This window comes from Rhodococcus sp. WAY2 (assembly GCF_009859915.1).
GTDB lineage: Bacteria > Actinomycetota > Actinomycetes > Mycobacteriales > Mycobacteriaceae > Rhodococcus_F > Rhodococcus_F oxybenzonivorans.
In genome coordinates this window covers 1,495,336-1,520,439 of record NZ_CP046572.1, presented here as the reverse complement: position 1 = coordinate 1,520,439, position 25,104 = coordinate 1,495,336, and the positions used below count along the sequence as shown (strand labels likewise).

Here is a 25,104-nt window from a genome sequence, read left to right as displayed (position 1 = left end):
CGCGGGACCGGCGGGTCCCGTATCTGGTGTGTTCGTGTCAACCGGCGGGCAGGGTCACCCGGATGCAGCAGCCGCGCACCGTGTCGACGACCTCGATGCGGCCGTCGTGCAATTCGACCGCCCAGCGCGCGATCGCGAGTCCGAGCCCGGTCCCGCCATCCGTGGAACCCCCGCGTGTGAAACGCTCGAATACCCGGGAGCGCTCACCGGGGCTGATCCCGGGGCCGTCGTCCTCCACCTCGATCATCACGCCACCCGGAGCGGGGCGGCCGCGCACTACGACCTGGGTGTGGGCGGAGCCGTGCCGAAGAGCGTTGTCGACGAGGTTCGTCACCGCCTGGTGGAGTCGCGCGACATCGGCATCGACGCAGAGGCCGGACGGCTGCACGTCCACTTGCACCCGCCGTGGTCCTGCCGGTCCCACCGCCTGACGAACCACATCCTCGAGGAAGTCCCGGACCGGGAATCGCTCGCGGTCGAGTTGCACCGCACCCTCTTCCAGGCGCGACAGGTCGAGAAGTTCGGCGACCAACCGGCCAAGCCGCTCGGTCTGATCGAGTGCCACCTGCATCCGAGCCGGATCGGGTTCTTCTACACCGTCGACCACGTTCTCGAGCAGTGCCGACAGTGCGGAAATCGGTGTGCGCAGCTCGTGCGAGACGTTGCCGATCAATTCACGGCGATAGCGGTCGGCTGCCTCGAGATCCTCGGCCATGGAGTTGAATGCGCGGGCCAGTTCACCGATTTCGTCTCTCGACGTCGACCGGACCCGGCGGGAGTAGTCGCCCGTCGCCATCGCGCGGGCCGCAGCCGTCATCTCTCGCAGGGGCGAGGTCATCCCGTGCGCGAGGATCTGGGTCACTGCTAACGACACCAGCATCGCCAGGGCGAGCGCGTATCGGAAGGGCCAGCGCGCCGTCACCCAGAACATCAGGGAGGCGAGGAACAGTGCCGCGACCACGAGTAACCCGGTCTTGACCTTGAACGACCGAAAGGGATCGAGCGGTCGGGGCAACCTGTCGACGATCCGTCCGCCACCGACCCGGTCACCAGCGCTCATTTCTGCACGTCCAGCGCGTAACCGACACCATGGACCGTGCGGATGAGGTCGCCGCCGAGTTTGCGGCGCAGGGCCTTGACGTGGCTGTCGACGGTCCTGCTGCCGGCCACGTCACCCCATCCCCAGACCTCCGCGAGCAGCGACTCCCGGGAGATGGCGGCCCGTGGGCGAGAGGCGAAATGCGCGAGAAGGTCGAACTCCGTCCTCGTGAGGTGTATTTCGTCATCACCGCGCCGGACCCGTCGCTCGACGAGATCCACCTCGAGATCACCCACCGACATCCCCGCCTGTCCGCTGGAGGCGGCCTCGGTGGCCCGTTCGGCGCGGCGCACGAGCGCGTGCACCCTGGCCACGAGCACCCGCATGCTGAATGGCTTGCTCAGGTAGTCGTCGGCACCCACCCCGAGTCCGATGAGCATGTCCGTTTCGTCCGCTCGGGCGGTGAGCATCAACACCGGTACCGGCCGTGCGGCCTGCACCCTCCTGCAGACCTCGAGCCCGTCGAATCCGGGCAGCATCACATCCAGGACGAGCAGGTCCGGTTCGGAAGCCTCGCATTCCGCCACGGCACCCGGACCGTCGGACGCCGTGACGACGTCAAAGCCCTCGGCACGCAACCTGGCGGCGACCGACTCGCAGATCGTCGCCTCGTCGTCGACGACGAGCACTCTTCGCTGGCTCATGCCCCGACTGTATTGCCCGCGCGTGCGGATCCCCGTCAGAGCCTGTGAAGATTCTGTGCAGGTTTGCCCGCGCACGGGGTGGTGGATCGTCACCCTGGGGTCGCTGTCGCGGCGTTCGTCTGCAGCGCACGCTTGAGTCATCAGCCCGGCACACCCCCCAACCCACCGGAGGACCTACACCGTGACCACCACCGCAACCCGCATCGCACTCGGCACCACCGCCGCCATTGCCTTCTCTTTCGTGGGGACGGCAGTCGTCCTCCTCGCCGGCGGGCACATCGACGGCGCACCCTCACCGACGTCCGACAGGAGCAACTCGCAGCAGCGAGTCCTTCCCGGCATCGCTGCTGTGCCCGGTGCCGTCGCGGTGGATCCGGGTACTGCGGCGGCCGATATCGAGGTCGCGGCGCCCGGACCGGAGGTCGTCCCACCGATCGTCTTCGCGCCGGCACCTCAGGTCGCAGCGCCGCCGGTCGGGGTACCCCAGGTCGCAGCGCCCCCGGTCGTGATTCCGCCGATCGCACAGCCGCCCGTCGCCAAACCGCCCGTCGTCGAACCGCCCGTCGTCGAACCGCCCGTCGTCGAACCGCCCGTCGTCGAACCGCCGGTCGTGGTGGATCCGGTCAAGCCGCCGAAGCGCCCGTTCCCCTTCCCCGGGAAGATCGACGACGAAGTCCTCTCGCCCGCGACCGATCCCTTCCCGGCCGGTGGCGGACCGAAGCCCCGGCCGCCGAGCGTTCCGCAGGCCCCCGGTGGAATGGGCGGGTCCGTCGGCGGAACGACTGTCGGCGAGTAAGTGGATCGGAGCGCTACGATTCGTCCACCACATCCGCCGGACGCTTGTCTTCCCGCAACCCACGCCAGCTCGGGTGCCGTAGTCGTCCGGCGCCGGTCCATTCCATGAATCGCACCTCCCCCACCAGGGTGGGTTTCACCCACACCGCACCTTTACGGTCCGCGGTCGGGAGGACGTCGACGAAGGGGCTGGTTGCGGTCTCGAGCGGACCGAGGGTGGATGCGAGTTCGTCCAGGTCGCGCTGGGTGAATCCGGTACCCACCCGGCCCACGTAGCGCAGTCCGCCGTCCTGGGGGATTCCGAGAAGGATGGAACCGATCCCCCGGGAACGGCCGCCCTGCCCGCGCCGCCAACCTCCTATCACCGCTTCCTGGGTCCGCCAGTTCTTCACCTTGATCCAGCTCGACCCACGCTTGCCCGGCAAGTACACGGACTCACGACGTTTGGCCACCACACCTTCCCAACCGCGGCGGCCACTCTCCTCCAGCGCCTCCTCCGCCGTACCGTGCAGCTGCGGCGGCACCACGAGGTCGTCGACTTTCGCGGCGAGGGCTTCGAGCACCCGACGGCGGTCCGTGTACTTCTTCCGCAGCAACGACACACCGTCCAGGTACAGCACGTCGAACGCCAGGAAGTGGGGTTCATTTCCTTGTTGGAGCAGGCTGAAACTGGTGATTCCGTGCCGATCGAAGGCGACCACCTCACCGTCGAGAACGACGTCGTGGTCGGCGAGAGCGTCTGCAAGCCAACCCAATCCAGGGTAGTCGCGGGTCTTGTCGTTACCTGCCCGGCTGCGCAGACGCACTTCTCCCCCACCGATCTCGGCGATCACTCTGATGCCGTCCCATTTACCCTCGAAAGCCCATTCCGCTGGATCGAGCCCGTCGAGGGTGCCCGGCGTGGCCAGCATCGGTGAAAGATCCCGTGGCAGTTCGGCGGATGTCGACTCACCCGTCGACTGGTCCTTCATCAAATGCATCAACCACTGGTCACCTTTCGTGCGGATCAGCGCGAAACGACCCTCCACCTGCTCGCCGTGCAACTGCACGATCACTTCGTCGTCGCGCCACTTCTCGACGTCGTATGTGCCGGTGTCCCAGATCGTCATTGTTCCGCCGCCGTACTCCCCCTTCGGGATGGTGCCCGAGAAGGTCAGGTATTCGAGCGGGTGATCCTCGGTGTGGACGGCCAACCGGTTCTCACCAGTCGAGGTGGGCACATTCTTCGGCACCGCCCACGACACCAGCACTCCGTCGCGCTCCAGCCGGAGGTCGTAGTGCAGGCGCCGGGCATGATGTTCCTGAATGACGAAACTGTTGCCCGCACCGGGGTTGACCTTGTCCGGCATCGGTTCCGGGGTTCGGCTCGGGTCGCGTTTGCGGCGATAGTCTGCCAGCGTCGCCTCGTTCTCCCACGGCGGGTCGAGATCGGCCAGCAGGTCACCGTCGGTCTCCCACCGCTCGAGCACTTCCGTGAAGCTCAACTGCCGTAACTCCGGATCGTCGAGTTCGTCCCAGCTGCGGGGCGCTGCGACCAACGGCTGCGGTCGTCCCCGCAACGAGTACGGCGCGATCGTCGTTTTCGACGGATTGTTCTGACTCCAGTCGACGAACACCTTCCCGGCGCGAACCGCTTTGGCCATCGTGGCGGTGACCAGGTCGGGCATCAGCTTCTCCAGGCCCGTCGCCACCTGCTTCGCGACGGTCGACGCCCCCGACCCCTCCAACTTCCGGTCGAGGGGCACATACAGGTGAATGCCCTTGCTGCCGCTCGTCACCGGGAAGGCGGTCCAGCCGAGCTCGGCTACGAGGTCCCGGACGGCGCGGGCAACCTCGGCGCATTCCGGCAGACCCACGCCCGGTCCCGGGTCGAGGTCGAACACGATCCGGGTGGCCGGTCCGCGCCGCGACCCGTCGAATCGCCACTGCGGCACGTGGATTTCGAGCGCGGCCTGCTGACCCGCCCAGGCGAGCGCCGCCACAGAGTTGAGAATCGGATAGTGCACGGAACGGTCGGAGTGTTCCAGGGCTCGTCGTTCCAGCCAGGCAGGGGCCGAAGCGGCCAGGTTCTTCTCGAAGAACGGGTCGCTCTCCACGCCGTTCGGCCAACGTTTACGGGTGGCAGCCCGATCGAGAATGTGAGGAATCATCGCGTGCGCGATGCGCGTGTAGTACTCGATCACCTCACGCTTGGTGGTGCCCGACTCGGGGTAGAGGACCTTGTCCAGGTTGGTCAGCGACAGCCGATGTCCGTCGACCGTCACCTGCCGGGTTCCCGTGTTCGCCATCGACACCCTTCCGCCGCCAATACATACATATTGTGCGCTGCGGAAGGATTTTCCTCGCTCCGATTCCGGGTCCGGCAGGTGTGTCGATCAGCCGTACAGCTCCACGAACGTCTGCAGCGACTTCTCGATGTCGCCCTTCAATGCCTTCGCGACACCCGAGCCGATGGGTCCGAACAGCGGCGCGCCGCCCAGCTCGATGGTGAACACCACCTCGGAGCCGCCACCCTTCGCCTTCACTTCCAGCGTGAGGCCGAGCTTCACGCCGCCCTTGCCGTCACCCTTCAGTACAAGTCGCCGCGGAGCGTCGTACTCCTTGATGGTCCACTTCACCCGGTTCCGCAGCCCTTTGACAGTGACGACGGAGCTCAGAACCGTACCAGCGGTGAGCGTTTCGGGAAGCTCGCTGCGCCAGCCGTCGTGCACCACGAACCACTTGTCGAACTCCTGCAGATTCGATGCCTTGTCCCAGGTGTCCTGGGGAGTCAGCGGGACGTCCGTCTCGACCGTAAGTTTCGCCATCGCTGCAGCCTAGCCGCCTGTGAGTACTTATTAACCGCGGGCGGTTAATAAGTACTCACAGGGGGATCAGTGCGAGACCGCCTTCTCCACGCCGACACCGGTGAGTGAACGGACCTCCATCTCCGCCTGCTTGGCGGGATCCTCCGCCTTGCTGCGACCGATGTAGGTGCCGACAGCGCCCAGCAGGAACGCGAGCGGAATGGACACGATGCCGGGGTTGGCCAGCGGGAAGAAGTCGAAGTCGGCGGACGGGAACATCGACGACTTCTTGCCGGACACCGCCGGGGAGAAGACGATCAACACGAGGCAGCTGATGAGGCCGCCGTAGATGCTGAACAGCGCACCGGTGGTGTTGAACTTCTTCCAGAACAGGGAGTACAGCAGCGTCGGCAGGTTGGCCGAAGCGGCGACGGCGAATGCGAGCGCCACCAGGAACGCGATGTTCTGCCCCATCGCGAGTATGCCCAGGATGATCGACACGACGCCGATCACGACGACGGTGATGCGCGACACCCGTACCTGCGACTCCTCGGAGGCATTACCGCGCTTGATGACACTGGCGTAGATGTCGTGGGCGAACGATGCCGAGGCCGTGATCGCCAGGCCCGCGACCACTGCGAGGATGGTCGCGAACGCGACCGCGGAGATGACTGCAAGGAAGATGGTGCCGCCCAGTTCGAATGCGAGCAGCGGCGCGGCCGCGTTCTCACCGCCGGGCGCGGCGAGGATGGCGTCCGGTCCGACCATCTTGGCGGCGCCGTAACCAAGGACCAGCGTGAACAGGTAGAACGCGCCGATCAGTCCGATTGCCCAGGTGACCGAGCGGCGAGCTTCCTTGGCGGTGGGGACCGTGTAGAACCGCATCAATACGTGCGGAAGGCCGGCGGTTCCCAGAACCAGCGCGATACCGAGCGAGATGAAGTCGAGCTTGCTCATCGAGCTGATGCCGTACTTTGCACCGGGACTGAGCATGTCACGGCCCGCGATTGCCTCGTTCGTGGAACCGGCGGCCGTGGCCTGCGCGTCGGCGAGCAGCTGCGAGAAATTGCCGCGCACCGCGAACAGGACGAGGAAGAACATGACACCGGCACCGAGGACGAGCAGCACCGCCTTGACCATCTGCACGTAGGTGGTGCCCTTCATGCCACCGACGAGTACGTAGACGATCATCAACGCACCGACAACGGCGACAACGACGGCCTGGCCTACCTTGCCGTCGATGTTGAGCAGTAGCGCGACGAGTCCGCCGGCGCCCGCCATCTGCGCGAGCAGGTAGAACAGCGACACGACGAGCGTGGAGAGCGCCGCGGCCATGCGCACCGGGCGCTGCTTCAGCCGGAAGCTCAGCACATCTGCCATCGTGAATCGGCCGGTGTTGCGGAGAAGTTCGGCGACCAGCAGTAGAGCCACCAGCCAGGCGACGAGGAAGCCCACCGAGTACAGGAATCCGTCGTACCCGTACACCGCGATGGCTCCGGCGATACCGAGGAACGACGCCGCCGACAGGTAGTCGCCGGCGATGGCGAAACCGTTCTGCGGTCCGGAGAACTGACCGCCACCGGTGTAGAAGTCCGAGGCCTTCTTGGTGGTGCGGCTCGCACGGATCACGATGGTCATCGTGATCACGACGAAGGCCGCGAAGATCGCGATGTTGAGGAGCGGGTTGCCGACGTCGGTACCGGCCGCGAGGGTGGTAATCACTTGACGGGTCCTTCCAGCTCTTCACGGATGGCGGCGGATCGGGGATCGAGTTCCCGGTTGGCGAACCGCACGTACAGGGCGGTGATCGCGAAGGTGGTCACGAACTGCCCGAGGCCGAGGATGATGCCGAGGTTGATGTTGCCGAGCACCTTGGTAGCCATGAAGTCGGAGGCGTAGGTAGCCAGGAGCACATACGCCGCATACCAGGCGAGGAAGAACGCCGTCATGGGGAAGACGAACCTACGGAGGCGGCGCCGCAACTCCTGAAATTCGGGACTCGCCTGCATGTCGAGGAAGGCTTGCGCATCAGGGGTGCGCCGCTCTTGCGACGCTCCCTCGCTGATATCGGCTGTGGTCACTGCTGACTCCTTGGTCGCACGCGTGAAGTGAACTGAAAATCGACGGTACTGAGAGGTGAGTCACAACAACATAGTGTGGCGGCAGTCACACGCCGAACTGTCGGAGTGTGCGCCGAACGGTTACCCGACCGCGACGAGCGGCTTCACCCCTCGTGCGCCTTTCTGGTAGCTGGAGCTACCAAAAAGGCTCACGGGGAGCGGAGCTCCCTCTCGCGGTCGGAGCCGACACCGAGGCGCTCGGGGGCGTGCATGCGGGTGAAGATTCGGCTGAGGTCGGCGGGGATCTGCCGCTTCGTCATCTTGCTGACCAGCACCATCGTGGCGAAGGCCAGCGGCACGCTGACCGCAGCAGGGTAGGCGACCATCGCGGCGGGCCAGCCGTCGGCGATGTCGTCGGGGACGCCGCCCACCACGACGGCAGCTGCGGCAGTACCGGCAACGAGTCCCCCGGCCGTCATCCCGGCGCCCGCCCCGGCCGCGGTGAGTCCGCGCCACCAGATGCCGAGGACGAGTAAGGGGCACAGAGTCGACGCTGCGACCGCGAAGACCAGGCCGACAGTTCGGGACAGGTCGAGCGACGTCACCGCCAACGACAGCGCCAGTGGCACGACCCCGGCGAGGGTCGCGGCAATCCGGAAGTCGCGGACCCGTCCGCGCAGCACATCGGTGCTGAGGACCCCCGCGATGCTGACGAGCAGTCCGGACGACGTGGACAGGAAGGCGGCGATCGCACCGGCGGCGACGAGCGCGGCCAGCAGCTGACCGCCCCAACCGGAGAACACCGAGCCGGGCAGCAGGAGCACCGCGGCGTCGGAGGTACCGGTGATCAGCAGTTGTGGCACGTACAGCCGCGCGAACACGCCGAGCAGCGTCGGGAACAGGTAGAACACCCCGAGCAGTCCGACGACAGCGAGGGACGTCAACCGCGCCGCCCGTCCGTCGGGATTGGTGTAGAACCGGACCAGGACATGCGGAAGCCCTAGCGTGCCGAGGAATGTGGCGATGATCAGCGAATACACCTGATATGTCGGATGCCCGCCCCCGAAACCCCATCCGGGCGTGAGCCAGTCGGAGTTGTCGGCCGGTGCGCCCGCGACGACGGGTACGGGCGACCCCGCTTCGAGGGTCATCGACGTCCCCTCGCCGAGATGGTGTTCACCGGGTGCCAGTGTGACGTCTTCCGCGTTCTTCACTCCGTCGATCGTTCCCGACCCCCCGACCGTCACGGGAGCCGAAACCTGCACGACGACGTCGGTGGTGATGTCGACGGTGGTCTGCTCGTCGACGGTGGGCGGTGCGGGTGCACCCAACTCGTGGGAGTCGGCGAAGAAGTACACGGACAACACCAGCGCGGGTATCGCGACCGCGGTCAGTTTGAGCCAGTACTGGAACGCCTGCACGAAGGTGACGGACCGCATGCCGCCGCCCACCACGTTCGCGATGACGATGACCCCGACCACCGCCGCTCCGACCCAGCTCGGGACGCCGAGGAGGATGTTCAGCGTGAGACCGGCCCCCTGGAACTGCGGGACGAGGTACAGCGCGCAGACGACGGCGACGACGATCATGGCGAGGGTACGAAGCCGAGCCGAGCCGAGCCGGAACTCGGCGAAGTCGGGCACCGTGTAGGCCCCCGACCTCCTCAGCGGCGCCGCGACGAACAGCAGCAGCCCCAGGTATCCGGCCGTGAATCCGATCGGGTACCACAGGGCGTCGGCACCGTACTTGGCGATGAGCCCGGCGACTCCGAGAAAGGATGCGGCCGAGAGGTATTCACCGGAGATCGCGGCGGCATTCCAGCGCGGGCCGACGCTACGCGAGGCGACCAGGAAGTCGGAGGTGGTGCGGGCCAACCGCACGCCGTAGATTCCGATGGCCACGGTGGCGACGGCCGCCGCGGCCAGACCGGCCAACGTGAGCCAGGGAATCGGCTGGTCGGTGGTCACGGCGTGCTCAGTCGTCCACGAGTTCGGTGAATTCCTGCTCGTTGCGCTCGGCCTGCCGAATGTAGACCCACCCGGTCGTCAGGAGCACCGGATACACCAGGGCGCCGAGCACCACCCACGGCAGGCGAATCCCCAGCACGGTCGCCTCCGACACCGCGGGGAACGACAGCAGGACAACCGGTACCGCGCACAGCACTCCTGCCGCGAGGACGGCGAGCCGGACAGCGAGCCACAGCTGGGCCCGGACGAGTCCGCGGATCATGGCGTCCCCGACCTCGGTCTGTTCCTGGACCTCGACACGGGTACGCACGATGCGGGCCCCACGCCGCTGCGCCAGCACCACTCGAACCCGTTCGGGCGAGCTCATCGCGCGGTCCACGACTGTTTCGGTGCCCGGACCAGGCGATCCTTGAGAATTCGCGTGTGCCGTCGACTGACCGGCAATTCGACGGGCGGCAGATCACCGTGCGGGCGTAGACAGACGACGAGGCCGTTGCCGACGGTGCGAATTCCCGTGACCAACGGCAGCGAGACCAGGTAGGAACGGTGCACGCGGAGGAAACCGGCATCGGCCCAGCGTGCCTCCAGCGCGGAGATCGGGATGCGCACGAGATGTGAACGGTCGGCGGTGTGCAGTCGCGCGTAGTCACCATCGGCTTCTACCCACTCCACCGACGAGCGGTGTACCAGAGTGGTGACGCCGCCGAGCTCGACGGGGATCACCTCGTCGGACACCGCCCCGGGTGCGGCGGGTTCCTGTCGGCGCCGCCGGCCTTCGACGATCCGCCGCACGGACTCGGCGAGACGTTCCTCGCGCAACGGTTTGAGCAGATAGTCGACGGCACCGAGGTCGAACGCGTCCACAGCCCGGTCGTCGTGTGCGGTGACGAACACGACCGGTGGGGGCGACGCGAAGTTCGACAGGATCCCGGCGAGCTCGAGGCCGTCGAGTCCCGGCATGTTGATGTCGAGGAACACGGCGTCGATGTTCCCGTCCCGGAGGATGCGCAGCGCCGTCGTGGCCTCCCCTGCGGTGCGGATCTCCCCGACGGCGTCCTGCGCGCGCAGCAGGAACGCCAACTCGTCGAGGGCGGGTTTCTCGTCGTCGACGGCCAGCACGGTGAGCGGGGCGTCGCTTCCGGACGCTCGGGGGGCCATGTCGTCAGTGTCATTCACAACGGAACCGATTTTCGCACGGACCCCACCGGGTCACGGGCGGATCCCCTGCCGGAACTTGGGAACACGCATGCTCACCTTGGTGCCCGCCCCGGGCGCGGTCTCCACGACCAGCCCGTAGTCGTTGCCGAAGGCGGCGCGCAGCCGGTCGTCGACGTTGGCGAGCCCGACGTGCGCCGCCTCCTTCATGCCGGACGACTCGGCGACCGCGTCGAGCGACCCCGACCGCAGCAGTTCCGGGTCCATCCCGATTCCGTCGTCCTCCACGCTGATCACGCAGTCCGTACCCTCGTCGGCGGCGACGATGGTGACGGTGCCGCCCTCGGGTTTGCCGGAGATGCCGTGCCGCACCGCGTTCTCCACCAGCGGTTGCAGCGCAAGGAACGGCAGCACCACATTGAGCACCTCGGGGGCCACTTGCAGGGTGACGGCCAGCGTGTCACCGAATCGGGCGCGTTCGAGGGTGAGGTATCGGTCGATGTTGCGGAGTTCGTCCGCCAGCAGGGTGTACTCCCCCGCCGACCGGAACGAATACCGGGTGAAATCGGCGAACTCGAGGATCAGTTCCCTGGCCCGGTCGGGATCGGTGCGCACGAACGACGCCACCGTGTTCAACGCGTTGTAGATGAAGTGTGGGCTGATCTGTGCGCGCAGCGCCCGCACCTCGGCGCGGTCGAGTCGCGCGCGAGACGCATCCAGGTCGGCCAGTTCGATCTGACTGCACGCATACCGGGCCACCTCCGTGACGGCGCCCAGCATGCCGGGCCCCGGGTCCTCCGTGGTGACCACCCCGAGCACTCCCACCACGCCGGTGGCCTCGATGAGCAGGGGCTGGGCGATCAGCGCCCGCACCCCGTGGTCACCGGCACTGCGAACCAGTCCGCCGTAGGCGACGAGCACCCGGCGCTCACCGTCGACGGCCCGGCTCGCCGCATCGTGGAGTTGTTCCGCCAACGCCTCGTGGGGGCCGTTCCAGGCGAGGAGGTGTCCGGCGGCATCGAAAATCGCGAGGGCCTGGGCGCCCGTAAGCAGGCGTAGATGTGGCGCCGCCTCCTGCGCCGAGGTCTCGTCGAGTCCCCGCCGCAACGATCCGGCCGCCAGCGACGCCGTGTGCAAGGTGGTGTGGACCGCTCGTTCGGTGGGTGTGGTCAGCTCCTGCCTCGCCCGCAACCACTGCAGCAGCCCGCGACGGCTCATTCTCCGGCGTCCAGTCGAGCGACCAGCGTTTTCGGGGCCACGGTGCGGTAAGCCTCCTCCGCGATGTCGGCAAGGTCGCGCCAATCCTGCGGCACGTCGAGGTACACACCTACCCACCCGCGCCCGCCGACGTACGGTGGCACGAAGAAGCGCTCCTCGTCGCGCCGAACCCAGTCCTGCTGCGCGCCTGCGGGAGCGGCGGCCCAGAACGACAAGCGGTCGTCGTGGTGATGGTCTGCGAGAGTCGCGAATTGGGGTGACCGGCGGACGAACCACGCGGGTTCTCCGTGACTGACGCGTTCGGTCGCCTCGGGCAACGCCAGGCACAACGCCCGCAGTCGGTCGATCACCGATTCGCTCACCGTGCGCCGCCGTCACAGGTGTTCGGCGCCTGCTCACCGGCGAAGCGGTCGGCAATCCATTGCACCGCACCGGGCACGGCCCGTCCGTCGGCGTGACCCTCCCCGGGTCGGGATTCGAACTCGATGACGTCGCCCTGCACACACGCGTTGTAGACGGCCTCCAAAGTCCATTGCGGCAGAATGAGATTGTCTCGCTCACCGACCACGACGAGCATCGGGCCTTCGGCACGCTCGCGTGGCAGCGCGATCTCCTCGAGCCAACCGTTCATCCGTTCGGCGGCGGCCTCCGTGCGCGGTCCGGTGTCCTCCGGAGTGAGCTGGGTTGCCACAGTCCACTTCTCGGAGAGTCTCGCCGTGACGCACGACAGCGTGATCTCCTGATTGTCGGCGAGCGCGCCGCGCATGTAGTCGGCCGGATCGAGGTCCGGATGGAGCACAGAGAGCCCCTCGAGCAGATACGGCAGGAACATCTTCTGCGGCAACGACAACGGGGCTGCGGTTCCCTCCGCCATGATGCCCGACAGATCAGCCGCGGGCGACAGGTTGGCCGAACCCACGAATTCGAGCCCGCCCCCGTAGTCGTCCGCGTGTTCGGCCGCCGCCCACGACGCCTGACCGCCCTGGGAAACCCCGAGGGCCGCCCAGCGAATCGAGGCCTCGGGCACCACGTTGCGGGCCGCGCGGACGGCGTCGATGAGGTTGTATGCCGCGGTGACGGGTTCGAGGTAGGGGTGCGGGCCGTCGGTGCCGAGACCTTGGTAATCGCTGACGGTCACCACATACCCCCTCTGCAGGAGCTGCATGACGAGTCCGGTGGTGCCCGACAGCGTCGGTGACGCCGACGGCGCGCAGTCGTCGGTGACCCCGGTGGTGCCGTGCCCCACCGTGACCACCGGCCAACCGCCCTCGGGAGCGGGCCCTGCCGGTGTGAACACGGTGCCCACCACTTCGGTACCGGCCCCGTCGACCCCCGACGTCGACCGATAGACGACGCGGGTTGCCGTTGCTCCCAGATTCGTGATCGCCGGGTCGATGTCGGCCACGGGGGTCTGCGCGGTGAGCGCGCCGCGGTCGTCCCCAGTGGGGGCCGGCGGCAACGGGGCGGTGGAGGTCGCTGCGGGAGCGGAGGGCGGCGGGACGGTCGCCCCGTCTGCGCCGCACCCTGCGAGCACCACGACACCGGTGAGGGCGAAGATCACGGGCCATCCCGCACGCCGCCTCGACAGACCTGTCATCGCGCACCCCATTCTCGACGCCGTCGGACCCGCTCTTCCGCTGCAGCCTCTTCCACGTCGAGGCTTTCCAATACGGTACGCATCACCTCGTCGTCGAGACTGCCCGCGTCACGGGCATCGATCAACGCCTGCCGCTGCGCACGCAGCGCTGCCCGGCGGATGTCGTCGAACACCACGCCGGCCCGCGCCTTCTCGCCGGGCTCTTCCGCTTCTTCGGCCTGCAGGCGTGCCCGCATCGACCGGCGTACCCGCGACAGAATGTCGGTCATCTCTGCGGAGTCGATTCCCGAGGGCGGATGCTCGGCGCAGTCGTCGAGAAACCGTTCGCCGGCCTCGCGCGAAATGGTGCGCGCGTGCTTCACCTGTTCCTCTTCCCGTTGACGTTCGAGGGGATCTGCCAGATCTAGCATTCGAATCAGCAACGGCATGGTGGCGCCCTGGATGAGCAGGGTTCCCACCGCGACGACGAAGGCGATGGCCTGGATGACTTCCCGTCCCGGGAAAGGCGCTCCGCTCGCGACCGTCATCGGAATTCCCGCCGCTGCCGCGATCGTGACGACTCCGCGCATGCCGGCCCACGACACGACAAGGCTTTCGCGCCAGCCGAGTTCCACCGTGTCGCCCGGTGTACGCACCACCAGACCGATGTGGCGGCGAAACCGGTGCAGCAGTATCCACGCCGGTCGCACCGCCATCACCACGACGAGGACCGCGAACCCGTAGAAGAAGATGTGGTGCACCGGCAATCCGTTGTCGCGGACGTCGACGATGACGAACTTGAGTTGCAAACCCATGTAGGCGAACACGAACATCTCGAGCACGAGATCCACGCTCTCCCAGAGGGACCGCTCCTGGATACGGGTGGACACCGAGGCGTCGGTTGCCTTGTGGCCCATCAGGAAGCCGGCCGTGACCACCGCGAGGACGCCGGAGGCGTGCAGCTGCCCGGCGGCGAGGTACGCCGCGAAGGGAAGCATCAGCCCTAGGACCGTTTCCAGTGGCGAGTCGTACATGCGGCGCCGCACCCACTCGACGATCTTGGCGAGGACCAGCCCGACGAGCACTCCACCGATCACCTCGTAGACGAAGTACAACACCGGGTGAACCGGTACGTCCGTCCCGACCACGGCCGAGACGGCCACGGCGAACAGTGTCAGGGCTGTGGCATCGTTCACCAGGCCCTCACCGGTGAGAATGGCGATCACCCGATTCGGCAGCCCCAGCCGGCGGCCGACGGCGACAGCGCTGACCGCGTCCGTCGGCGCGACCACCGCCCCGAGTACCAGTGCAGCCCCCAACGTCAGCTCGGGCGACAACCACGAGGCGAAGAACGCGACGGCGAATGCCGTGGCCAGCACGGTGAAGATGCCGAGCCGCAGAATCGGCCCGAGGTGGCGACGGAAGGTGGCCACCGAAAATTTGAGGGCCGCCGAGTACAACAGTGGCGGCAGCACGACTCCGAGGATGGCCTCGGGGTCGAGTTCGAGGCGCGGAAGGCCGGGAATGAAGGAGGCGATCGCGCCGATCGTGACCAGAACGAGGGGCGGCTGCAGATCGCGGCGCTTCGCGAGACTCGTCACGGCGATGGCCGCGATGATGACGAGAAGCACGAGGACGCCGTTCACAGTTCGATTGTGCCGTGCCCGCCCCGAGATCGCGGCTCATCACCGCGGACGCGTCCGGGCCCCGGTTCGAGAACCGGGGCCCGGACAGCTCTGGAGGGAAGGGTGGTCACTCCTTCGGAGGAACTGCCTTCTTCGCCGCGTCGGCAGCCTTGTCGATCTTGTCGCTGTACTTGCGACCGGTCTTGCTGTTCGCGATGTCGGCAGCCTTGTCGATGGCGCCGTGAACCTTGTCCGCGTTCTGCGAGGCCGCAGCCTTCCCCTTGCCCAGTAAACCCTTCAGTGTGTCGCCAAAACTCATCGTTCTTCCTCCTCTGTGCTTGCGCACATAGCGTCTGCGCGAGATCGAACACTCGCAGCGCACCCAGTCTCACAGCATCGAGCCGGGGACGCCAACGCTCCCGTTATCAGGACGCGAGCCACCGCCCTCAGCGGCGGCCCGGCAGATCCGCCGGTGGCGCGAAGAGCCGTCGGTGCTCTCCGTGGAGGCGGCCCGTCACCCACCACGCCAGCTCCACCAGAACCACCCCGACGAGACCGCAGGTGAGCGCCGACGTGGTGGCAGCCACGTTGGTCGGGTCGAGCTCGAAGAACGTCCGCGTGAACGGGAGAGCGAACAGGACGAGGTAGGCCGCGACGGACCCGAAGATCAGGACCAGTTTCCACCACACGTACGGGCGTGCGACGACGGCGAGCACCCACAGCGCGATCATGATGAGTGTGATCAGTGCCGACGTACCCGCCTGCACTTTCTGTGCCTGGGTCTGCTCGGGCCCGGCGTAGACCAGGAGGTACGAAATGAATGTGGTGACACCGATGATGACGCCGGACGGCACCGCCAGCCGCATCACCCGTGGGACGAAGCCGGAGCGGGCACGTTCGTTGTTGGGAGCCAGCGAGAGGATGAATGCGGGGATACCGATGGTGAACCAGGCCGCGATGGTCACATGCCTCGGCAGGAAGGGGTATGGGACCGGTTCGAAATCGAAGATCTGCGACAGCGCACCCGTCAGGCCGATCAGGAACGCCAGCAACACCGAGTAGACGGTCTTGGTGAGGAAGAGGTTGGAGACGCGTTCGATGTTGCCGATCACCCGGCGACCCTCACCGACCACGTACGGCAAGGTGGCGAACTTGTTGTCCAGCAACACGATCTGTGCCACCGCCCGCGTCGCGGGGCTTCCCGATCCCATCGACACGCCGATGTCGGCGTCCTTGAGCGCGAGAACATCGTTGACACCGTCACCCGTCATCGCCACCGTGTGGCCGCGAGATTGCAACGCTGCCACCATTTCCCGCTTCTGATCCGGCCGCACCCGGCCGAACGTGGTGGATTCTTCGAGAGCATCGGCGAGGGCCTCGGGTTCCGACGGCAGGGTGCGGGCGTCCACGGGTCGGTTCCCACCCGGAAGGCCGAGGGATCCGGCCACGGCACCGACCGACACGGCGTTGTCCCCGGAAATCACCTTGACCGTGACGTTCTGACCCGCGAAGTACTCGAGGGTGCCGCGCGCATCGGGTCGCACCCGCTGCTCGAGGATCACGAGCGCGCGAGGCGTGACAACTCCCGGCGCCGCCGGATGATCGACCGGAACGTCTCCGCTGCCGAGGAGCAGCACCCGCAGTCCCGACGCACCCGCACGCTCCGCCTCCCGTGCCATGACGCTGCCCGGGTCCAGGAGAACGTCCGGTGCGCCGAGCACCCAGTTCCCGTGGGAACCGTACGACTGTCCGCTCCATTTCTTCGCCGAGGAGAACGGCGCCTCCGCCGTGGCGTCGCCCCAGCCGGGATCGTCCGGGAACGCCTCCTTGATCGCCAGGACACTGGCGTTGGGGCGTGGATCGTCGGCGGCCAGGGCAGCGAGTGCGGCGCCGGCCGGACCGACATCTTCGGCTACAGCGCAACGCAATTCGGACAGGCGCATCCCGTTCTCGGTAAGCGTGCCCGTCTTGTCGGCGCACACCACGTCGACCCGGGCGAGCCCTTCGATGGCGGGCAACTCCTGCACCAGACACTGACGCCGGCCGAGCCGGACCACGCCGACGGCGAACGCGATCGACGTCATCAGCACCAGCCCCTCGGGCACCATCGGCACCAGTGCGGCCACCATGCCGTTCAACGCCGGTCGCAACGCCTGACCGCTCGAGAACAGCTGGTTGTAGATGATGAGCAGCCCCGCCGGAATCATTAGGTACGTGATGAACTTCAGAATCGTGTCGATGCCGCTGCGTAACTCCGAATGTACGAGTGTGAACTTACTGGCCTCCTCCGCCAGTTTCGCGGCATATGCGTCACTGCCGACCTTCGTCGCCCGATAGCAGCCGCTACCGGCGGCAACGAAACTCCCCGACAGAACCGGATCACCCACCGCCTTGTGCACCGGGTCGGCCTCGCCAGTGAGCAGCGATTCGTCGATGTCGAGCACGCTCGCCTCCACCACGACACCGTCGACGACGATCTGGTCGCCCGATCCCAGCTCGATGAGGTCGTCGAGCACCACTTCCCGAGGCGCCATCGCGACGGCCGATCCGTTGCGGCGCACCACCGGTTTGGTCTGGCTGACGATGGCAAGTTCGTCCAGAGTCCGCTTGGCGCGGATCTCCTGGATGATGCCGATGCCACTGTTCGCGATGATGAGCAGCCCGAACATCCCGTCGATGATCGAACCCGTCGCCAGAACGATGGCGAACAGTATGCCGAGGATCGCGTTGATCCGGGTGAAGACGTTGGCGCGCACGATGTCGCGGATCGACCGGCTGGCGCGGTCCGGCACGTCGTTGGTCTTGCCTGCGGCCACCCGCTCGGCGACCTGGTCGGCGGTCAAGCCGTGCGCAGCGAGGACGGCAACGCCGTCCGTACCGGTCTCGTCGTACGCCATGGTCCACAGGCTACGCAACGGGGCGGCGACAGGCGGTCATCCCGCCTCGAGAACCATCCCGGCCCGCTCCGGCAGCGTGAACGCCGCACCGGCGGCCACGAGGAATGCTGCCGCGAACACGGCGAACACCAGTGCGTTTCCCCCGCCGATCAGCAGCCAGGGAACCATCAACGGCGCAAGGATCGACGCTATCCGGCCGAAGGCCGCCGCCGCACCCGTCCCTGCCGCCCGCACCGACGTCGGATACAGCTCCGGACCGATCGCATACAGCGCACCCCACGCGCCGAGGTTGAAGAACGACAACATCATTCCGGCGGCCACGATGGTGGTGGGCGTATCCGCGAGTCCGAACAGCCCTGCCGCCACCGCGGAGCCGAGGAGGAACGTGGCGAGCGTGCTGCGGCGGCCCCACACCTCGATCAGCCAGGCGGCGACCGCATAACCGGGCAGTTGGGCGAGCGTGATGAACAACGTGTACTGAAACGACTTCACAAGGTCGAATCCCTGGTTGACGAGCAGGCTCGGCAGCCAGATGAAGGCGCCGTAATAGGAGAGGTTGATACAGAACCACACCGTCCACAGCGCGGCCGTCCGGGACCGCAGCCGCGGCGACCAGATCGACTCTGCCGGGGGCTGCGGGGTGGCGCTGTCGGGGCCGGCGGCGTTGTCCGCGTTGCCACCATCGACCGCGGCCGTCACGCCCGCCGATTCCTCGAATGAGCGGACCGCGGCTTCCGCTTCCTCGTATCGGCCCTGTCGTTCGAGGAACCGCACCGACTCGGGCAGTCCGATCCGCACCGCCACCGCGTACAGGGTGGGGACGAGTCCCACGGCCAGGGCCCATCGCCATCCGTCGTCACCGAGAGGGATGACGAAGTAGCCGATCAGCGCGGCCAGAATCCAGCCGAGCGCCCAGAACGCCTCGAGCGCCACCACGACGCGCCCCCGTACCTTGCGCGGCGCATACTCGCTGACCAGCGTCGACGCCACCGGAAGTTCCGCGCCCAGGCCGAGGCCGACGACGAATCGCAGAACGAGCAGAAGAGCGACCGAACCGACGAGCGCGGTAGCACCGGTCGCGATGCCGTAGACCAGCAGCGTGACCGCGAATACCTGACGTCGTCCGATCCGGTCGGCGAGTAGCCCGCCGAGGACAGCACCCACCGCCATGCCGACGAAGCCGATCGACCCGATCCACGACAGCTCCGTCGAACTCAGTTTCCACTGCACGGCCAGCGCCGCCATCACGAACGAGATGAGCCCCACGTCCATCGCGTCGAGCGCCCACCCCACGCCGGAGCCGAGCAGCAGCTTTCCGTGCTTCCGGGTGAAGGGAAGCTCGTCCAGCCGCTGGGTTCGTGTGTTCATGGACCGGAAGTTAGCACCCGGCACCGCGTTCCACAGATCAGCCGAGGGCCGTCCACCACGGCGTCTGCGCCGTCGGCTTCGTCACGTCGACGCGCTGGCCCGGCATCGGCACGGCCACCGTCGTGCCGCTGTCTTCCGCGGCCTCGACGAGCCGCACGATCGGTTCGGACCACGCATGGAAGGCGAGATTGAAGGTTGCCCAGTGCACGGGAACCAGGAGTCCGCGGGCGGCGTCGCCCTGTTGGAGGTCGGTGTGTGTCTGCACCGCCTCTTCGGGGTTCATGTGAATATCGGCCCACCGGGGGTCGTAGGCACCGACCGGCAGCAGGGTGAGATCGAACGGCCCGTAGCGGCGGCCGAGATCTGCGAACCTCGGGGTGTATCCGCTGTCACCACCGAAGAACACGGTGCGTTCGGGGCCGGCGAGAACCCACGACGCCCACTGCGTGGTGTTGCGGACGAGCCCGCGACCGGAGAAGTGCCGCGCCTCCGTGCAGGTCAGCGTGAGCGCACCCACGGTGGTCGACTCGTCCCAGTCGAGTTCCACGATCCGCTCCTCCGGCACCCGCCACCGCCGCAGGTGCGCGCCGAGTCCGACCGGGACGACGAACGGCGCCTTCTGGCTGGAGACGAGTTGCCGCACCGTCGCCATGTCGAGGTGGTCGTAGTGATCGTGGGAGATGACGATGGCGTCGACCGCAGGCAGGTCCGAGAGTGGCACCGGTGTGGGATGCATGCGGGACGGACCGAGGAACGTCGACGGAGACACCCGGCGACTCCACACCGGATCGGCCAGGACCCGGTACCCGTCGACCTCGACGAGCACACTCGAATGGCCGTACCAGGTGACCGCGACGTCGGCTGCCTCGACCGGTGCGAGGGGCGTGGCAAGCGGAATCGGCCTGCGCGGTCGTCCTGCGGTACCCCGGGTGACGAGCGCCTTCAGGATTCCGGTTTCCGATCCCGGCAACATCGTGCTGCCGGGGTCGGAGTTGTGGAACTGCTGGTTGCGGTATCTCGGCGACACCGCGGCGTAGGGACGCACCTGCGCGCGGGACGCACCGATCTGCGCGGGCAGTCCCCACGCAGCCCTCGTCAGCCACCCGAGTGTGGCAGTTGCCAGGACTGTGGTCACAGCGCGTTTCGCGTTCATCCCGACAACTGTAACCACGAGTGCGCCGTACGTGGCCCGGCCGGCTATCGGCCCCGGAACACCGGGGGCCGCTTCTCCGCGCGTGCCACCCGCGCTTCGTGGGCGTCGTAACTCTTCCACGCGGCATGGAGTGCGGCGAGCTGCTCGGGCGGCGGCGGGCTCTGGGTTCCGTCGTCATTGAGAACCATCTTGAGGTGCTGCAACGACAGCGGGGCGAGCCGGGCGATGGAGTGCGCCCAGCGCTGTGCGACAGCGAGGTCGCCACGCTTGTTGGCGAGACCGTGGGCGAGGGCCTCGTCGGCACCGACCTCCTCGGCCCCGAGAAGGATGGTGCGGGCCGGTCCGCCGCCGATCAGCGACGCCAGCCGGTGCACGGTCCACCTGTCGACGGAGATACCGAGCTTGGCAGCAGGGATGGCGAAACGCGCCTCGGGGGCCACCACCCGCAGGTCCGCTGCGAGGGCCAGCTGGCTTCCTGCGCCGATGGCGGGACCGTTGATCGCGGCGATCACCGGGACGGGAACCGAGTCGAGGGTGTGCAGCATCTCGAGCAGGGTGTCGGTGAACCCGTCGGCGTACACGTCGCCCGAGAGATCGGCTCCCGCGCAGAACGCGGTGCCCTGTCCGGTGAGCACGATCACTCGTCCGCCGTCGGTGACGGACGTCTCCATCTCCTCGCGCAGGCGCTCGCAGAGTTCGGTGTTCAGGGCGTTCCGGCGGTCGGGGCGTTGTAATTCGAGGGTGATGACGTCGCCGTCACGACTCGTCCCGATCATGTCCACTCGCTTTCTCCGTGTTTGCTGTCCGTTGCGTTGCTGACGTGCCCACCCGACTGGACCGCTGCCAGCCAACCACACGCCGGAACGGCCGGAACACGGGAGCCGGTCGGATAGTTGTCTAAGGGGAGGTAAGGACGAACATGAGTCGGAATGTGAACGTGGTGGTGATCGGGGCCGGTCAGGCGGGGTTGTCCGCCGCCTACTTCCTGCGCAGGTTGGGGGTGGAGCCGGAGACGGAGTTCGTGGTTCTCGACCATGCGGCCGGGCCCGGGGGCGCCTGGCAGTTCCGCTGGCCGTCACTGACCCTGAGCACCGTCAACGGGGTGCACGACCTTCCCGGCCTGTCCTTCGCCGATGCGGTCGGCGTCGATGTCGATGACGTGGCGGCGGCCCAGGTGCAGGCGTCGACCGCCGTCCCTCAGTATTTCGCGACGTACGAGAAGCAGTTCGAACTTCCCGTGCACCGGCCCGTGCACACGCGCGTGGTGTGTGCCCGCGAGCAGCGGCTGCGGATCGAGACCGACGCGGGCACCTTCACCGCTCGCGGGCTGATCAATGCCACCGGCACCTGGGAGCGCCCGTTCATCCCCCGATATCCGGGCGCGGAGTTGTTCGCCGGACAGCAGCTCCACACCAAGGATTATTCGTCGGCGGATCAGTTCGCGGGACGCCACGTGCTGGTGGTCGGCGGCGGGATCTCGGCGGTGCAACTGCTCGACGAGATCTCCCGGGTCACCACCACCACGTGGGTTACCCGGCGTCCGCCCGAGTTCCGGGACGAGCCTTTCACTCCCGAGATCGGCCGAGCCGCGGTCGCCCTCGTCGAGGATCGGGTCCGGCGTGGTCTCCCGCCCGGTTCGGTGGTGTCGGTGACCGGCCTCCCTGTCACTCCCGCTATTCGCGCCGCCCGCGAGCGCGGGGTGCTGGACCGGTTGCCCATGTTCAGCGAGATCACGGCGACCGGTGTCCGATGGGCCGACGGGCGTGAGCAGAACGTCGATGTGATCCTGTGGTGCACGGGCTTTCGCAGTTCGCTCGACCATCTGGCGCCGCTGCGACTCCGCGGTCCGGGCGGCGGCATCGAGATGACGGGGCGGCTGGCCACCCAAGTAGGTGCCGATCCGCGGATCCATCTGGTCGGTTACGGGCCGTCGTCGTCGACCATCGGCGCCAACCGTGCGGGACAAGCCGCCGCACGCGAACTCACCCGGTACCTCGAGTCGACTCCCTGAACAGTGCCGCCACGAACACGGCCTGCTCCGGCGCGGACTGGTACATGCTGCCGAAGTGGCCGCCCGAGTACATGCGGTAGTCGAGCGGGGTTCCCGCTCGGCGCATGTCGGCGGCCAGTTTGTCCGTCAGGGGGAACGGCACCGACGGGTCCGTGACACCTTGAACGATCAGTAGCGGGCGGTCGTAGTCGGTGACGGGTACTTCCAGATACTCGCGCAGCGCCGACTGCAGGTCGGGCGCGTCCAGCCCGCGCGACAGCATCTGCGCCACCGAGACGTTGCGCGTCAGCCTCGCGAACTCGCGGAACGGCAACTCCGGCGCCGCATCGACCAATCGCCTCCCCGCCTCGGTGAGGTAACTGTCGAGGTCGAGTTCCGGATACGCGTCGCGAAACCCGGCGATCAGATAGGACATGTACACCGTCAGGCCTGCGAGCCCCTGCGGCGGAAACCAGGGACCACTCCACGGCGCCACCAGCTCGATGTTCGAGGGCACACCGCCCGCGACGGCGCCGCGGTAGTCGAGCTCCGGCGCGTAGGTGGTGGCAGCGTGGGCGGCGAACACGGAGGCCTGCCCACCCTGTGACAGTCCGACCGTGACCCAGGACGAGGACAGGGTGTCGTCGACCTCCCTCGAAGCGCGGACCGAATCGACGACACTGCGTCCGGCGACCTTGCCGTCGAGGTAGGGCGGTACCCCCGGAGTGCCCAGCCCCACGTAGTCCGTCGCCGCGACGGCGTAGCCCCTCTGCAGCCAGCTGCTGACATAGTCTCGCGACTCCGTGTCGACGCCGGTCACCGACGGAGCGTCGTAATCGGAGTTCCCCACCGTGCCGTGCGCCCAGGCGATCACCGGCCAGCCCCCGTCGGGCGGTGGGCCTGCCGGCACGAACAGCATTCCGGTACAGGGCGTGACGCCGTGCCGGTCGGTGGTGCGGTAGGTCATCCGGTACGCGGCGCCTGCACCCGGGAGTCGGAGCTCCGCCGGGAGTTCGGAGGATGCGATGACCGTTCCGGGACGGTCATCGGGGCGCACCGGCACCGCACCGACAGTGGGTGCCCCTAGCACGCTGACCAGTGCGAGTAACGCCACGATGCGCCACCAACGCCGCACCTCTCCACGGTAGTCCGCGCAGGGATGGCAGTAGTGTGAATCGTCCGCCTTCGGGGGTAGGGCGGTCCCACCGGACGGGGAGAGCGGAAACATGAGTTACGAGAGCCCGATACTCGCACCGGGCGAGACGTGCTGGCAGGTCACGCACGCCGATCGGCTGGCGTGCATCGTCGACGCCGCCGACTACTTCCGCCACGCCAAATCTGCAATGCTCCAGGCCCGGCACCGCATCATCCTGATCGGCTGGGACTTCGACACCCGGATCAAGTTCGAGCCGGACGAGAAGACGCTCGAGGGCCCGAATCGGCTGGGACGATTCCTCGTCTGGCTGACCCGGAAGCGTCCCGATCTGGAGATTTATCTGCTGAAGTGGAACATCGGGGCCTTCGCGGCGATCGGGCGCGGTATGACCCCGGTGTTCATGGTGAACTGGGTGACGGATCGCCGGTTGCATTTCGAGATCGACGGAGCTCACCCGGTCGGGTCCGCTCATCACCAGAAGATTGTCGTGATCGACGACACGCTCGCGTTCTGCGGCGGTATCGACATGACCGTCGACCGCTGGGACACCTCCGATCACCGGGACGACAACCACTACCGCACCCAGCCGAACGGCAACCGCTACGGGCCGTGGCACGACGCGACCACCGCGGTGGACGGTGACGCCGCCAAAGCTGTCAGCGAACAGGCCCGCGCCCGATGGAAGACCGCCACCGGCAAGGAACTTCCGGCGCTCGACGACACCGCGCACACGACACCCTGGCCGGACGGGCTGGAGCCGACGATGCATTCCGTCGACGTCGGCATCGCCCGTACTCTGCCCGAACTCGCCGATCGGGGGGAGGTTCGCGAGATCGAGGCTCTCTATCTGGCGGCGATCGCGGGCGCGGCACGATCGCTGTACATCGAGAGTCAGTACCTGGCGTCCCGCACCATCGCGGAGGCGATCGCCACGCGACTGCGTGAACCGGACGGCCCGGAGATCATCCTGGTGCTGCCCCGCAACGCCGACGGGTGGCTCGAGCGGCTGGCCATGGACGGGGCCCGCCGACGACTGCTGCACCTGTTGTGGGACGCCGACGCCGGCAGCAAGCTCGGCGTGTACTACCCGGTCACCGCAGGCGGAAACCCTATTTACGTACACGCCAAAATTCTGGTGATGGACGACCGTCTTCTGCGGGTCGGCTCGTCGAATCTCAACAACCGGTCGATGGGTTTCGACTCGGAGTGCGACCTGGCGGTCGAGGTGACGGCAGACACCGCGGACGGCGACCGACTCCGCGACACCATCGTCGGAATACGGCGTCAGCTGTTGTGCGAGCACCTCGACGTCGCGTCGGACACCTTCGACGACCTCCTCACCGAGAAGGGTTCGTTGTTGGCCACCGTCGAGGCGCTGCGCGGCGACGGCCGGACGCTGATGCCGTTCGAACCGGACACCGTCGAGGGCGAGGACAGCCCGCTGGCCGAGAGTGAATTGATGGACCCGGAACGGACACCGCCGAGCATCTGGGAGAGGACCAACTGGACCCGGTTCCGGCGCAGACTGGTCCGACGCAGGAAAGCGGCCGGATCGCAACACGCGTGAGCTACAGGCTGCGCCCCGCAAGCGAGTGACGCGTCGCCTGATGTGGTT

The 25,104-nt window shown here is 67.4% G+C and carries 22 protein-coding genes; 3 read left to right on the top strand and 19 right to left on the bottom strand.

What is annotated here, in order from left to right; all coding sequences use genetic code 11:
• Positions 1-37 precede the first annotated feature (37 nt).
• Entirely contained in the window at positions 38-1,060 is a 1,023-nt protein-coding gene (locus GFS60_RS07130) for a HAMP domain-containing sensor histidine kinase (RefSeq protein WP_159919967.1), read from the bottom strand.
• Complete coding sequence (locus tag GFS60_RS07125; protein ID WP_109327526.1) at positions 1,057-1,743, bottom strand: response regulator transcription factor; 687 nt, start codon at positions 1,741-1,743, stop codon at positions 1,057-1,059. Before GFS60_RS07125 ends, GFS60_RS07130 begins: the two co-directional genes overlap by 4 nt.
• A 181-nt stretch (positions 1,744-1,924) precedes the next feature.
• Here GFS60_RS07125 and GFS60_RS07120 point away from each other — a divergent pair, with 181 nt between their 5' ends.
• On the top strand, positions 1,925-2,539 hold the full coding sequence (locus tag GFS60_RS07120; RefSeq protein WP_159919965.1) for a hypothetical protein: 615 nt from the start codon (positions 1,925-1,927) through the stop codon (positions 2,537-2,539).
• 13 nt (positions 2,540-2,552) lie between these two features.
• Here the strand turns inward: GFS60_RS07120 and GFS60_RS07115 are convergent, their stop codons facing one another.
• The 16 genes from GFS60_RS07115 to GFS60_RS07040 all read right to left on the bottom strand — a co-directional run bounded on the left by GFS60_RS07115 (position 2,553) and on the right by GFS60_RS07040 (position 21,119).
• The gene (locus tag GFS60_RS07115; protein ID WP_159919963.1) at positions 2,553-4,826 is read right to left on the bottom strand and encodes an ATP-dependent DNA ligase; all 2,274 of its coding nucleotides are present in this window, start codon (positions 4,824-4,826) and stop codon (positions 2,553-2,555) included.
• 87 nt (positions 4,827-4,913) lie between these two features.
• Positions 4,914-5,345, bottom strand: a complete 432-nt coding sequence (locus GFS60_RS07110) for a type II toxin-antitoxin system Rv0910 family toxin (RefSeq protein WP_159919961.1) — start codon at positions 5,343-5,345, stop codon at positions 4,914-4,916.
• A 66-nt stretch (positions 5,346-5,411) separates the two neighbouring features.
• Positions 5,412-7,046, bottom strand: coding sequence for a solute symporter family protein (locus tag GFS60_RS07105; RefSeq protein WP_159919959.1), 1,635 nt, complete (start codon positions 7,044-7,046; stop codon positions 5,412-5,414).
• Positions 7,043-7,405 carry a DUF485 domain-containing protein gene (locus tag GFS60_RS07100; RefSeq protein WP_159919957.1) on the bottom strand — a complete coding sequence of 121 codons (363 nt, stop codon included), beginning with the start codon at positions 7,403-7,405 and terminating at the stop codon, positions 7,043-7,045. Before GFS60_RS07100 ends, GFS60_RS07105 begins: the two co-directional genes overlap by 4 nt.
• A 188-nt stretch (positions 7,406-7,593) precedes the next feature.
• Positions 7,594-9,351: a sodium/solute symporter gene (locus GFS60_RS07095; protein ID WP_159919955.1), complete on the bottom strand. Its 1,758-nt coding sequence runs from the start codon at positions 9,349-9,351 to the stop codon at positions 7,594-7,596.
• Between the two features lie 7 nt (positions 9,352-9,358).
• Entirely contained in the window at positions 9,359-9,718 is a 360-nt protein-coding gene (locus tag GFS60_RS07090; protein WP_159919953.1) for a hypothetical protein, read from the bottom strand.
• Entirely contained in the window at positions 9,715-10,527 is an 813-nt protein-coding gene (locus GFS60_RS07085) for a LytR/AlgR family response regulator transcription factor (protein WP_109327512.1), read from the bottom strand. Before GFS60_RS07085 ends, GFS60_RS07090 begins: the two co-directional genes overlap by 4 nt.
• A gap of 33 nt (positions 10,528-10,560) precedes the next feature.
• Entirely contained in the window at positions 10,561-11,724 is a 1,164-nt protein-coding gene (locus tag GFS60_RS07080; protein WP_109327510.1) for a sensor histidine kinase, read from the bottom strand.
• A complete protein-coding gene (locus tag GFS60_RS07075) occupies positions 11,721-12,086 on the bottom strand; it encodes an MmcQ/YjbR family DNA-binding protein (protein WP_159919951.1) in 366 nt (121 codons plus the stop codon). The genes GFS60_RS07080 and GFS60_RS07075 overlap by 4 nt, the downstream gene beginning before the upstream one ends.
• The gene (locus GFS60_RS07070) at positions 12,083-13,321 is read right to left on the bottom strand and encodes a lipase family protein (RefSeq protein WP_159919949.1); all 1,239 of its coding nucleotides are present in this window, start codon (positions 13,319-13,321) and stop codon (positions 12,083-12,085) included. The genes GFS60_RS07075 and GFS60_RS07070 overlap by 4 nt, the downstream gene beginning before the upstream one ends.
• On the bottom strand, positions 13,318-14,946 hold the full coding sequence (locus GFS60_RS07065; RefSeq protein WP_159919947.1) for a Na+/H+ antiporter: 1,629 nt from the start codon (positions 14,944-14,946) through the stop codon (positions 13,318-13,320). The genes GFS60_RS07070 and GFS60_RS07065 overlap by 4 nt, the downstream gene beginning before the upstream one ends.
• Positions 14,947-15,052: 106 nt before the next feature.
• Positions 15,053-15,244, bottom strand: coding sequence for an antitoxin (locus GFS60_RS07060; protein WP_159919945.1), 192 nt, complete (start codon positions 15,242-15,244; stop codon positions 15,053-15,055).
• Positions 15,245-15,371: 127 nt separating this feature from the next.
• Positions 15,372-17,822, bottom strand: a complete 2,451-nt coding sequence (locus GFS60_RS07055; protein ID WP_159919943.1) for an HAD-IC family P-type ATPase — start codon at positions 17,820-17,822, stop codon at positions 15,372-15,374.
• Positions 17,823-17,858: 36 nt separating this feature from the next.
• Positions 17,859-19,190: an MFS transporter gene (locus tag GFS60_RS07050; RefSeq protein WP_159919941.1), complete on the bottom strand. Its 1,332-nt coding sequence runs from the start codon at positions 19,188-19,190 to the stop codon at positions 17,859-17,861.
• A 37-nt stretch (positions 19,191-19,227) separates the two neighbouring features.
• Positions 19,228-20,343, bottom strand: a complete 1,116-nt coding sequence (locus GFS60_RS07045) for an MBL fold metallo-hydrolase (RefSeq protein WP_159919939.1) — start codon at positions 20,341-20,343, stop codon at positions 19,228-19,230.
• 44 nt (positions 20,344-20,387) lie between these two features.
• Positions 20,388-21,119: an enoyl-CoA hydratase gene (locus tag GFS60_RS07040; protein ID WP_201453515.1), complete on the bottom strand. Its 732-nt coding sequence runs from the start codon at positions 21,117-21,119 to the stop codon at positions 20,388-20,390.
• A 143-nt stretch (positions 21,120-21,262) separates the two neighbouring features.
• Here GFS60_RS07040 and GFS60_RS07035 point away from each other — a divergent pair, with 143 nt between their 5' ends.
• Positions 21,263-22,354, top strand: a complete 1,092-nt coding sequence (locus GFS60_RS07035; protein ID WP_159919935.1) for an NAD(P)-binding domain-containing protein — start codon at positions 21,263-21,265, stop codon at positions 22,352-22,354.
• Here the strand turns inward: GFS60_RS07035 and GFS60_RS07030 are convergent.
• Entirely contained in the window at positions 22,326-23,468 is a 1,143-nt protein-coding gene (locus GFS60_RS07030; protein WP_236603393.1) for a lipase family protein, read from the bottom strand. The two genes, GFS60_RS07035 and GFS60_RS07030, sit on opposite strands and share 29 nt — an antisense overlap.
• 91 nt (positions 23,469-23,559) lie before the next feature.
• On the opposite strand from GFS60_RS07030, the gene GFS60_RS07025 reads away from it, so the two are divergent.
• Entirely contained in the window at positions 23,560-25,056 is a 1,497-nt protein-coding gene (locus GFS60_RS07025) for a phospholipase D-like domain-containing protein (RefSeq protein ID WP_159919933.1), read from the top strand.
• Positions 25,057-25,104 lie beyond the last annotated feature (48 nt).